General features: G+C 28.9%; 14 protein-coding genes. All 14 read right to left on the bottom strand.

Going from position 1 to position 11,375, the window contains the following annotated elements; genetic code table 11:
• Positions 1-181: 181 nt before the first annotated feature.
• The 14 genes from mgtE to prmA all read right to left on the bottom strand — a co-directional run bounded on the left by mgtE (position 182) and on the right by prmA (position 11,349).
• On the bottom strand, positions 182-1,555 hold the full coding sequence (mgtE, locus tag JW646_RS13205; protein ID WP_228415413.1) for a magnesium transporter: 1,374 nt from the start codon (positions 1,553-1,555) through the stop codon (positions 182-184).
• An 11-nt stretch (positions 1,556-1,566) separates the two neighbouring features.
• Complete coding sequence (gene era / locus JW646_RS13200) at positions 1,567-2,457, bottom strand: GTPase Era (RefSeq protein WP_074914860.1); 891 nt, start codon at positions 2,455-2,457, stop codon at positions 1,567-1,569.
• 129 nt (positions 2,458-2,586) lie between these two features.
• The gene (locus tag JW646_RS13195) at positions 2,587-3,309 is read right to left on the bottom strand and encodes a diacylglycerol kinase (protein ID WP_074914859.1); all 723 of its coding nucleotides are present in this window, start codon (positions 3,307-3,309) and stop codon (positions 2,587-2,589) included.
• Between the two features lie 5 nt (positions 3,310-3,314).
• Complete coding sequence (gene ybeY / locus JW646_RS13190) at positions 3,315-3,776, bottom strand: rRNA maturation RNase YbeY (RefSeq protein ID WP_074914857.1); 462 nt, start codon at positions 3,774-3,776, stop codon at positions 3,315-3,317.
• Positions 3,777-3,798: 22 nt separating this feature from the next.
• On the bottom strand, positions 3,799-4,812 hold the full coding sequence (locus JW646_RS13185; RefSeq protein ID WP_148556113.1) for a PhoH family protein: 1,014 nt from the start codon (positions 4,810-4,812) through the stop codon (positions 3,799-3,801).
• A gap of 34 nt (positions 4,813-4,846) precedes the next feature.
• Complete coding sequence (locus JW646_RS13180; protein WP_228415412.1) at positions 4,847-6,139, bottom strand: sporulation protein YqfD; 1,293 nt, start codon at positions 6,137-6,139, stop codon at positions 4,847-4,849.
• A gap of 12 nt (positions 6,140-6,151) precedes the next feature.
• Positions 6,152-6,385, bottom strand: a complete 234-nt coding sequence (locus JW646_RS13175) for a YabP/YqfC family sporulation protein (RefSeq protein ID WP_074914851.1) — start codon at positions 6,383-6,385, stop codon at positions 6,152-6,154.
• A 119-nt stretch (positions 6,386-6,504) separates the two neighbouring features.
• Entirely contained in the window at positions 6,505-7,002 is a 498-nt protein-coding gene (locus tag JW646_RS13170; RefSeq protein WP_074914849.1) for a TspO/MBR family protein, read from the bottom strand.
• Positions 7,003-7,131: 129 nt separating this feature from the next.
• Positions 7,132-7,575 carry a GatB/YqeY domain-containing protein gene (locus JW646_RS13165; protein ID WP_018591463.1) on the bottom strand — a complete coding sequence of 148 codons (444 nt, stop codon included), beginning with the start codon at positions 7,573-7,575 and terminating at the stop codon, positions 7,132-7,134.
• 26 nt (positions 7,576-7,601) lie between these two features.
• Positions 7,602-7,781: a 30S ribosomal protein S21 gene (gene rpsU / locus JW646_RS13160; RefSeq protein ID WP_074914847.1), complete on the bottom strand. Its 180-nt coding sequence runs from the start codon at positions 7,779-7,781 to the stop codon at positions 7,602-7,604.
• Positions 7,782-7,940: 159 nt separating this feature from the next.
• Positions 7,941-8,291, bottom strand: coding sequence for a histidine triad nucleotide-binding protein (locus tag JW646_RS13155; RefSeq protein ID WP_074914845.1), 351 nt, complete (start codon positions 8,289-8,291; stop codon positions 7,941-7,943).
• Positions 8,292-8,336: 45 nt separating this feature from the next.
• Entirely contained in the window at positions 8,337-9,647 is a 1,311-nt protein-coding gene (gene mtaB / locus JW646_RS13150) for a tRNA (N(6)-L-threonylcarbamoyladenosine(37)-C(2))-methylthiotransferase MtaB (RefSeq protein WP_228415411.1), read from the bottom strand.
• Positions 9,647-10,399 carry an RsmE family RNA methyltransferase gene (locus JW646_RS13145; RefSeq protein WP_074914842.1) on the bottom strand — a complete coding sequence of 251 codons (753 nt, stop codon included), beginning with the start codon at positions 10,397-10,399 and terminating at the stop codon, positions 9,647-9,649. The genes mtaB and JW646_RS13145 overlap by 1 nt, the downstream gene beginning before the upstream one ends.
• Positions 10,400-10,407: 8 nt before the next feature.
• Positions 10,408-11,349, bottom strand: a complete 942-nt coding sequence (gene prmA, locus JW646_RS13140; protein WP_074914840.1) for a 50S ribosomal protein L11 methyltransferase — start codon at positions 11,347-11,349, stop codon at positions 10,408-10,410.
• Between the last annotated feature and the right edge of the window lie 26 nt (positions 11,350-11,375).

Here is an 11,375-nt window from a genome sequence, read left to right as displayed (position 1 = left end):
TTTATTCTTTCTTTTTAAGTAAGGCTTTATGATTATTAATATACAAGTAAGCTTCTATACTTCCACTTTTTTTAAAAAATTGCCAACATATATTGTGCATATTATTACCCCCTTCTTACATTATTTATAATATTTTTCGTAAGAATGATGGAAATAATTCATATCTTTTAAAAACAATTTTTTACAGGAATATAGTTACTATTAAGAAAAATATACATATTCCTATAAAATCAAGTATTACAGAAATTAGAGGTGCAGATACTATAGATGTATCTATATCTAATTTTTTTAATAAAGCAGGGACAAAGGCTCCAATAGTAGCTCCAAATATCATATTTATCATTATTGCTATTCCCACAAGTAAAGCAATATTTTCATTGTTAATTATAATATATGTTCCAGCTCCTCCTATCAGTCCACATAATGCACCTGTTATTATACCTACTAAAATTTCTTTTAGTGTGTTATTTAAAGATGTCATATCTTTATTTGATAAGGTCATTATTGTTATAGATGATGATTGCATACCTATACTTCCACCTAAACATAAAATAACAGGCAAGAAGAAAAGTATATTTACATAGGTTGAATCTGCTCCAACAAAATCTAGTTTCGTTAAAAGTATTGTTGATAATAATCCCATTATTAGTATTATTATTAACCATGGCATTCTAGCTCTAACAGAGGATGTTACTTGTTGAAGTGGTGTGGCATTTTGATCTTCTGCCACATCTCTTTCGTGTTCTGAAGAACCTGCTAACTTATATAAGTCTTCACTTGCTTCTTCTTCCATAACATCTATAATATCATCTACTGTTATTATCCCCTTTAATACTCCTTGTTTATCTATTACTGGTATGGCAATTAAATCATATTTTGATACTAATCTAACTGCTTCTTCTCTATCTTCATCTACATCTATTGAAATAATATTTTCACTCATTAAATCTTCTACAATAACTGAATCTCTTGCTGTTATTAATTCTCTAAGAGATAAAACACCAACTAGTTTTTCATCGTTATCTACTACGTAAATATAATATATTGTCTCTGCATCTAAAGCATTTTCTCTCATGTGATCTATTGCTTCTTTTGCAGTCATATTTTTATTTATTTCAATATAACCAGGAGTCATTATACCACCAGCTGAATCTTCATCGTATACTAATAATTCTTTAACATCATCAGCATCCTCTTTACTTAAAAGATTCATTATTTTATGTCTTTCTTCTTCTTCTATTTCGCTCAAAATATCTGTTAAATCGTCTAATGACATTTGTTCTAATATATTTCTGCCATGTTCTTGGTCTATATTAGACAATATTGATTTAAAGAAATCTGGACCACTTTCTTCCAAAATAGAAGCAGACATATCTATTGGCAATACTTCAAATAATTTTATTTGCATATCTTCATCTAAATTTTCCATTACATCGAAAATATCCATAATATGATATTCTTCTAGTAATTCTATTAGATCTAATAATTTATTATTTTCAAGTAAGGATATAACATCCTTTAACAAATCCCTGGAATCTTCTTGTTTCTTATCCATATAATCCACCTTTATTTATCATTGTAACCAAAATCACTTATGTAATTTTGAGAGTTTCTCCAATTTTCTTTTACTTTTACCCATAATTGAAGATTAACTTTAGCTCCTAAAAGCAATTCCATATCTTCTCTTGCTGACTTTCCTATCCCTTTTAGTTTTCTACCATTCTTTCCTATAATTATACCTTTATGTGAACTTCTTTCGCAACAGATAACCGCAGAAATATCTATGATGTTTTTATCTTCTCTAAATTTCATTCGTTCTATTTCTACTGCTACACCATGAGGAACTTCATCATGGACAAAGTGTAGTACTTTTTCCCTAATTAACTCAGAAACTAAAACTCTTTCTGGTTGATCAGTTATCATATAGTCTGGGAAATACTTAGGTCCTTCTTCAAGGTAACCTTCTATTACCTTTAGTAATTCTTTTACATTTCTACCTTTTAATGCTGATAGTGGCACAATTTCTTTGAATATGCCTTCCTCATTATATAATTTCATTAAATTAAACAAATCAGCTTCTTCTATTAAATCCATTTTATTTATTACTAATACTACAGGAGTTTTTATATTCCTTAAATCTTCTATTATTTTTTTATCTCCTGGTCCTATTTTTTTAGATTCATCAACAACAAACAAAACTACATCTACATTTTTAAATGCATCTGTTGCTTGACTTACCATAAACTCACCTAGTTTAGTTTTAGGTTTATGTATTCCTGGTGTATCTAAAAATACGATTTGGCAATCTTCATTTGTGTATACTGCCTGTATTGTATTTCTTGTTGTCTGAGGTTTATCACTCATTATGGCGATTTTTTCACCTATTACATTATTCATTAATGTAGATTTACCAACATTTGGTCTACCTACTATACTTACAAAGCCTGATTTAAACATTTATGATTCTCCTAACTTTTCTTTATGATTGTTTATATTATTGTTCATTTTTTCCTAGGTTTATATATCTATTCATTTCACTAATATTTTTTATAAAAATTAAATAAACATCTAATATTATAACACATTTTAGTAAAAGTTAATTATTTTTAATTGGAAAACTAACATAGCCACTAAAATACCCAATAATGCACCTGCAACCGTCTCCCAAAATGTATGTATCTTACCTTCTATTCTACTTTGCGCCACTAATATTGCCATAACATAAGCTAGTGCTGATACTAAAGGTCTTTCTATTAACATTGTTATAGATGTAGCTACTGCAAAGGCAAGAGCTGAGTGCCCACTCGGCATTCCGCCTTTTAACGGTGTTCCTGTAGATGTTAATGCTTTTACTACTACAACAGATATTAATACTAATACAATACATATTAATGTAACATGGGGGTCTGATTTTCTAATGGTAAATATTAAGGATTTAGATAAATCCGTGAATTTATCATAAAATATAAGATAACCTACTGCTACTGCATTCAAAGCCGATATTAATACGCCTCCTGCAGCCACATCTTTTGCTATTTTAGCTAGCTTATGATATTTATCTGTAACTAAGTCTACTGTATTTTCTATAGCAGTGTTAAACATTTCAGCTATTATAACTAGAGAAATAGATAATATTAATATCATCATCTCCAGTTTACTTAAATCAAAACGCGAACTTACAATTAGCACCGCAACTGCTATAAAATAATGTATTTTCATATTTCGCTCATATTTAAATGTATATAATATACCCTGAATAGCTGCATTAAATGCTTCTATAATACTAGGGCGAGTTTTTTTATCTTTCATAAAAATTACTCCCTTGTTATACCAAGCTTATTTAAGATAAGTTCTTCCTTTTCTCTCATTTCTTTTGTATTTTCTTCTGTGTCATGATCGTATCCTAATAAATGAAACATACTGTGACATACTAAAAAACACACTTCTCTTTCAAAACTATGGTTATATTCTCTACTTTGTTCAAAAGCTCTTTCTAAGGAAATAACTATATCTCCTAAAGATTCTTCTCCAAAGTCTACGTCAAATTCTTCATCTACCAAAAGAGGAAATGATAATACATCTGTAGGTCTATTTACCCCTCTAAACTCTCTATTTAATTGATGTATTTCTTTATTGTCAACAAAAGATAAACTTACTTCGTAGTCGTCATCATAACCTTCATAATCTAAACACTCTGATATAATATCTTTTATTTTTTCTATTAGTTCTTCTTTAACTTCTAATTTGTCTTGTCTATTGTCTATTATTAATTCCATTTTTTCACCTTCTATTATCGCCTTATTTTTTTGTACTGTTATCTTTTATTTTGGTCTCTTGTTTTTTATTTAAGTTAAATTCTTCTTTTTTCTCAAATTTTTCATACGCTCTAATTATTCTTTGAACTAACTCGTGTCTTACAACATCCTTTTCACTTAGAGCAATACTTCCTATCCCACTTACATTAGAGAGTATTTTTGTAGCCTGAACTAATCCACTTTTTTTATTATTTGGAAGATCAGTTTGAGTTATATCTCCAGTTACTACAGCTTTTGAGCCAAAACCAAGTCTTGTTAAAAACATCTTCATTTGTTCTGGTGTAGTATTTTGGGCTTCATCTAGTATAATAAATGCATTATCCAAAGTTCTACCTCTCATAAAAGCTAGTGGTGCTACTTCTATTGTTCCTCGTTCTAAGTATTTATTAAATCTATCAGGTCCTAGCATATCAAATAAAGCGTCATATAAAGGTCTTAAATAAGGATCTACTTTATCTTTCATATCTCCAGGCAAAAAACCTAAACTTTCCCCTGCTTCAACAGCTGGTCTTGTAAGGATTATTCTACTTACCTCATCATTTTTAAAAGCTCTTACTGCCATAGCTACAGCCAAATAAGTTTTTCCTGTTCCTGCTGGACCAATTCCAAAGGTTATATCATTATTTCCAATCAGGTCCACATATTCTTTTTGGCCTAAAGTTTTAGGCTGTACAGGATTTCCTTTTTTGGTTAAAACTATTACACCCTCTAGCTCTTTTATCTTTTTTTCACTTCCTTCTAATAATAGTCCCAAAGAGTAGGTAATACTTTGCTTGTCTAAAGACTTGCCTTTAGACACTGAATCATGTAATTCATTCATTAATCTAAGTGCCAAGCCTACATTTTTTTCTTCTCCCATTAGCACTATATTACCTTCTCTTAGTATCACATCTATATTTAAAGCATTTTCTATTAATTTTATATTTTCGTCAAAATTCCCAAATAATTCTCTTTCAAATTTTTCTTCTGATACTATAAATTTTTTTTGTATAATCAATTGAAATATTCCTCCTTAAGTGATATACAGTATATTAATTTTCTTTATCTTTATCATTAGTCTTAATATCTTCTTCTTTAAATTCATTTCTTATATCATTAATAGGTCTGTTTTGTGGATTTGAACTCTTTTGTTCTCCTTCTTCTTGCTTTTTCTTTTCTAGATTAGACTTAATTATTGCTTGTGCTTCACTTTTACTTAATATATCAAGCTGGGCTATATCTTCACTTGTAGTTACTGTCACTACATATTCTACCATACTTTTATTTACATTATATTTATCCTTGGAATCTACTATCCTTGCTGATACTGGAATTTTATAATCTAACTCTTTTAGCACTGATGATGATAATTCTTCTTTTACTTTTTCAACATCTATTTTATTTTCAACTTTTTTCACTTCATAAAAAGTACTTACTATTATTTTCACAGGAAATGTATAATCTCCTACTTTAAGCTCATGTGTTTTATTTTCAATTTCATAGTCCTTATATTTTATATTTCTCAATATTTTATATTTCTTATCATAGAAACTTATGGTATAAACTTTTTTCTTATTATCAGTCCTTTGATTTTTAATATCTATGTAATTTGAAGATTTTTTTGCTTCATAAAAAGTCGTTGCCCACACTTCTGGTAAAGCTGTTGTATTTGCTCCATTAACTAGAACATCTCCTTTTTTTACTATGTCACCTTCTTCAACAAGAGCTTCCCCACTTCTAGGTACTACTTTTTCTATTATACCATCTTTTGTTGCTATAATATTACAATAATTAGAGTTTTCCTTGGAATTTTGACTTCCGTCTTTTTTTGTTATATTTACAAAAATATTAGTTCCTTTAACATTTATTGATACATATGCAATTTGATTAAATTTAACCATTATATTTTCTCTTACAACTTTTCTGTCTATGCTCTTTTTGTATACTCCTGGTTTAACTCCTTGTATGTAGAGCTCCTTTTTTAGAGCCACTTTGTCTATTCCCTCTGGAACTGTAATATACACATCTGTAACAAACTGGGATGTGGACATTAATATGATTAAAGAAATTATTGCACATATAACCATACCTCTATAAGTATATATTCTTCTAGCAATAAAAGGAATGCCTGTCTGTTTTTTAACCTTAATATTAAACTTGTTACTTCTATGAATTTTTTTTAACCTTTTAAAATTTTCTCTATCAATATTAAATTCAATTTTAGTTTTTTCCATCCTATTTACATTGTAAACATATATTTTATTTCTTATAAGGTAATTTAGAAAGCTTTCTGTATCAAGTCCTTCTACAACAATTGTATAATATCCTCTTATGAAACTTATCACTACTATCTCCTCCTAATCAACATACTCTAGGGAGTATATAAGCCCTTTTATTCCAATCTCTTCTGTTTCTATATACTTTAATAAAAGTTTATCCCCAGTTATTTTTATTGTTTTAACTTTTGTCTTTATTTTAATTAAACTAGTATCATAAGTTATAATTGATAAATAATTTTCTATTTTAATAAATGTATTGCTTACTAAAGTAACTGTCGGTTGCGTCACTTTCAAATCTGGCGATATATCCATAATGAAAATCCCCTCCTCCTTGTATATTCTATTAATGTACCTCCTTAAAATTTCATATTTTTTTATATGTTCATATAAAAAAAACTGAGAATACTCTCAGCATTTTTTATTTCATTTCTCTACTTATTTATAAACCATATGAAATAATTAAGAACTAGAGCATAAATCAACCACAGAATATATGGTATATTTAAATAAGAAGCAATTGGTTTAATCTTATAAAACTTATAAACCATAATTAATACAAAAACAAAGAGTAGTATTAAGTCTACTAACGCTGTTAATCTAAGTTGAAATCCAAAAAATAAGATAGACCACAAGAAATTTAAACCCAATTGAACCCAATAATAAAACATAGCATCTTTTATTTTTGTTTCATTTTTCTTTTGTGATAATATTATGTAAGAGGATGTTCCCATTAATATGTATAACACAGTCCAAACAATAGGAAATACTATACCTGGAGGTGCAAACCCCGGTTTAATAAGTTCATGATAATATGTTATAGTATCTACTCCACTTATAGCTTGGGCTAAAATACTACTCAAATACCCAACAAGTAATGGGATTAATACGCAACAGATATACTTTTTAACTTCTTTTACTGATATAATCAACTTCCTCCCTCTCTTTCACTTATTATTCATATTTATTTCTATTAAATAAATATGAACAACAACAAGTTATTATGATTATTAATTAATTACAGCACAAAAAAACCTAGAGATTTCTCTCTAGGTTTTTATCTATTGTAAATTTTTCTTTACTAACTCATTTATTAGTTTTCCATCAGCTCTGCCTTTTACTTTAGGCATGATTGATGTCATAATTTTTTTCATATCTTTCATAGAAGTAGCTCCTACTTCAGATATAGTAGAAATTACAATTTTATTTAATTCTTCTTCGCTTAATTGTTGAGGTAGGTACTCTTTTAAAACTTCTATTTCTGCTTCTGCCTTGCTCACTAAATCTTCTCTCCCAGCTTTTAAAAACTCTTCACGAGAATCTCTAGTCTGCTTTAATTGCTTTGCAATAAGATCTACTATTTCATCGTCTCCTAATTCAACTCTATTATCAACTTCATATTGTTTAATAGAAGCTCTAATAAGAGTTATAACAGACTTCTTAATAGCATCTTTATTTTTCATAGAAGATTTTAGATCTTCTTGTAACTTTTGTTTAAGGGACATTCCCCTCACCTCTTTATTTCTATTTACTATTTCTTAGCGTTTTTTCTTCTAGCTGCTTCAGCTTTTTTCTTACGTTTAACACTTGGCTTATCATAGTGCTCTCTTTTTCTCACTTCTGACATTATGCCAGACATTGCACATTGACGTTTAAATCTTCTTAAAGCACTGTCCAATGATTCATTTTCTCTTACTCTTACTTCTGACATTCTTTTTCCCTCCCTCCGATTGCGCGAATTATGCTGGGACTGTAATCTGATTATATCTGCATCACTGCATTACAACCTCACACTTTGTTTATTATAAACTAAAATTAAATTTTTATCAAGTATTTAATTATTTATAATTTTAATTTATTCAAGAAAAAATTATTTCTTATCAGCTTCATAATTAGGTAGTTTTTTACCTGCTAATATGTGATAGTGAAGGTGTTTTACTTCTTGTCCTCCGTCACTTCCACAGTTATTAATTATTCTAAATCCAGCATCACTAAAACCTTTATCTATAGCTATTTTATTTATAACAGAGTGAATGTGTGCAACAATTTCAATTTCTTTATCTGAAATATCTATTATACTATCATAATGTTTTTTTGGAACAACTAATATATGATATGGCGCCACAGGATTTATGTCATTAAAAGCTAATACCTTATCATCTTCATATACTTTGTCACAAGGTATATTTCCATCTATTATTTTACAAAATAAACAATCCATCTTTCCACCTCCTCACTATTGATTATAACCCTAAAATTCTACATGTTACACTAAAATTCCTTCTACATATTCATCTTTTACTTCTGTAATTTTAACTTTCAGTATTTTTCCACAAATATCTTCATTATAATTAACAAAAGTTTTTAAATAATTAGGAGTTAATCCTTCATATTTATTTTCTTCAGTTTTTTGTTCAAATAATACTTCAAATTCTTTACCAACCATTCTTGATGCGAATTTTTCAAAGTTTTCTTTATTTAACTGTAAAAGTTTTTCACTTCTTTCATGTTTAATTTGTGGAGAAATTTGATCTTTCATATCTGCCGCTTTAGTTCCTTTTCTTGGTGAATACTTGAATATATGCATTTGTGATAACTCAATATCTTTTAAGAAATTGTAAGTTTGTTCAAATTCTTCTTCTGTTTCACCAGGAAAGCCAACTATTACATCAGTAGTTATTGTTACGTTAGGAATTTCACTTCTCAATTTATCAACTATTTCTTTATATTCTTCAGTTGTATATCTTCTGTTCATTCTTTCTAATGTCTTATCACATCCACTTTGTAGTGATAAATGATAATGAGGCATTACTTTTTCCATTTTAGATACTTCATTTACAAATTCGTCTGTAAATAATATCGGCTCAACAGAACTTGTTCTTATTCTTTCTATTCCATCTATTTCATTTATTTTCTTAATTACATCTAAAAGACTCGCTTGTTCTTCTTTTAAATCTTTTCCATAAGAAGCTACATGTATACCTGTAAGTACCACTTCTTCGTACCCATTTTCAGCTAAAGTTTTAGCTTCATTTACTATACTTTCCATATCTCTACTTCTTACTTTTCCACCTCTTGCGTAAGGTATTATACAGTAGGTGCAGAATCTATCACATCCATCTTGTATTTTCATAAATGCTCTAGTTCTACCATTTGATTGGCTTATTTCTATTTCTTCAAAAGCTCTAACCTTCATTATGTCATCAACTGTAGAAGCTTTTCTATCTCCTTGTACAACTTCTAGTTTTTTTATTTCATCAACGATAGTTCTTCTCTCATTAGTTCCCATAACCAAGTTTACTTCTTCTATTTCAAGTATTTCTTCTGGGGATACTTGAGAATAACATCCAACAACAGCTATTATAGCATTTGGATTTTTCTTTTTCATTCTTCTTATATATTGACGTGACTTTCTATCACTCATATGTGTTACCGTACATGTGTTTATAACATAAACATCTGCAAAGTCTTCGCTACCAACTTGTTCATATCCGTCTGCTTTGAACATTTCAAGCATAGCTTCTGTTTCATATTGATTCACTTTACATCCTAAAGTATAAAAAGCTACTTTTTTCATTATATATTTCCTCCTAAGTCACTTAGCTCATATAAAACTATGGAAGAAGCAACTACAGATGCGGTTTCTGTTCTAAGTATTCTAGGTCCTAGAGAAACTACTTTTCCATCTATATTTTGAATTTTTTCAATTTCTTCTTCTTCAAATCCACCTTCTGGTCCAACAAAAATTCCAATTGTATTTGCACGACAATCCTTTAAGCCTTCTTTTACAGAAATTGTTCTTTCATTTTCATAAGGACAAAGATTTAAATCATTATTTTTCATATCTTCTAGGGCCTCTTTAAAAGTTAAAACTCCTGTAAGTTTTGGGATTTTTCCTCTTTTACTTTGCTTAGCTGCTTCATAAATGATTCTTTCCCATCTTTCAATCTTTTTGTCTTCTTTTTTATTGTCTATTTTAGTTACACTTCTTTTGGTTTGTACTAAAACTATTTCATCTACACCTATTTCTGTTAGTTTTTGAAGTATTAACTCCATTTTAGTTCCTTTAGGCATACCTTGATATAGCTTGATTTTTAAATCAGATTCACGTTTTATATTTGCTTTTTCAATTATGTCTAATAATATACTGTCTTTATTTATTTCTTTTATTTCACAAATATACTCATTATTGTCCATATCACATACTTCTAATTTGTCACTTTCTTTACATCTAAGAACTCTAGAAATATGCTTAACATCTTCACCTTCGATAATACAAGTATTTTGTTCTAAATTAATGTTATTTTTAGGCGTGAAAAATCTATCCATAATTTCACCTACTTAAGTTTTGATACTATAGCTGACCATTCGCCAAGTTTTACTATCTCAACTATCTCAAATCCATTTTTTTCTAAAGACTCTACAACTTCATCTATTTTAGCATGAATTATCCCTGATGATATAAACACTCCATCTTCACTTAAGAATTTACTTACATCATTTGCTAATATTTTTATTATATCTGCTATTATATTAGCAACAATTACATCTGCTTTCCCTTCTACAACTTCAAATAAGCTACCGTGTTTTACAACAACTTTGTCTGATACATTATTTAGTTCACAGTTTTCTTTAGAAACTTTCACTGCTACTTCATCCAGATCTCCTGCAACAACTTCTTTCCCTCCAAGTTTAGCTGCAGCTATTGCAAGTATTCCACTACCACATCCTATATCAAATACTCTTTTACTTTCATCAACATATTTTTCTAATTCTCTAATACACATTGAAGTTGTTTCATGGGTTCCCGTACCAAAAGCCATTCCTGGATCTAACTCTATTATTAAATCACCCTCTTGCTTATCATAATCTTCCCAAGTAGGTTTCACTACAATTTTTTGCCCAATCTTTGTTGGCTTATAATACTTTTTCCACTCATTTGCCCAATCTGACTCATTAACATCACTTAAAGAAACAGTTCCTTCACCTATGTCTAAGCCAAAAGATGGTAGTAGTGATATTTTAGCTTTTATAGTTTCAACAAGTTCTAATACATTTCTTTCCTCAGGTATATATGTTTTTATTAATACTCCATCTTGATTGCTTTTATTAAATACTTCTTCTTCTACATAATCCCAATCCAATTCATTTTTCTTTTGGAATAGGAAGTCTTTAGGGTCTTCAATCATTACCCCTCCACATCTTTCTTCTAATAATATATTACTTATAGCTTCAACAGCTTCTGTCGTTGTTTTCACTGTTACTTCTGTCCAATTCATATGTAAACCTTCTTTCAATAATTTAA

This window comes from Terrisporobacter hibernicus, from assembly GCF_020809405.1.
Taxonomy (GTDB): Bacteria; Bacillota; Clostridia; order Peptostreptococcales; family Peptostreptococcaceae; genus Terrisporobacter; species Terrisporobacter petrolearius.
This window is presented reverse-complemented; position numbering and strand designations above follow the sequence as displayed.

Excerpts from the sequence above, each read along its gene's own strand:
- rpsU (WP_074914847.1), bottom strand. The coding sequence starts at position 7,781 with ATGTCAGAAGTAAGAGTAAGAGAAAATGAATCATTGGACAGTGCTTTA.
- JW646_RS13155 (WP_074914845.1), bottom strand. The coding sequence starts at position 8,291 with ATGGATTGTTTATTTTGTAAAATAATAGATGGAAATATACCTTGTGAC.
- ybeY (WP_074914857.1), bottom strand. The coding sequence starts at position 3,776 with ATGGAATTAATAATAGACAATAGACAAGACAAATTAGAAGTTAAAGAA.
- mgtE (WP_228415413.1), bottom strand. The coding sequence starts at position 1,555 with ATGGATAAGAAACAAGAAGATTCCAGGGATTTGTTAAAGGATGTTATA.
- JW646_RS13145 (WP_074914842.1), bottom strand. The coding sequence starts at position 10,399 with ATGGATAGATTTTTCACGCCTAAAAATAACATTAATTTAGAACAAAAT.
- mtaB (WP_228415411.1), bottom strand. The coding sequence starts at position 9,647 with ATGAAAAAAGTAGCTTTTTATACTTTAGGATGTAAAGTGAATCAATAT.
- prmA (WP_074914840.1), bottom strand. The coding sequence starts at position 11,349 with ATGAATTGGACAGAAGTAACAGTGAAAACAACGACAGAAGCTGTTGAA.
- JW646_RS13195 (WP_074914859.1), bottom strand. The coding sequence starts at position 3,309 with ATGAAAGATAAAAAAACTCGCCCTAGTATTATAGAAGCATTTAATGCA.
- JW646_RS13175 (WP_074914851.1), bottom strand. The coding sequence starts at position 6,385 with ATGGATATATCGCCAGATTTGAAAGTGACGCAACCGACAGTTACTTTA.
- era (WP_074914860.1), bottom strand. The coding sequence starts at position 2,457 with ATGTTTAAATCAGGCTTTGTAAGTATAGTAGGTAGACCAAATGTTGGT.
- JW646_RS13165 (WP_018591463.1), bottom strand. The coding sequence starts at position 7,575 with ATGTCCCTTAAACAAAAGTTACAAGAAGATCTAAAATCTTCTATGAAA.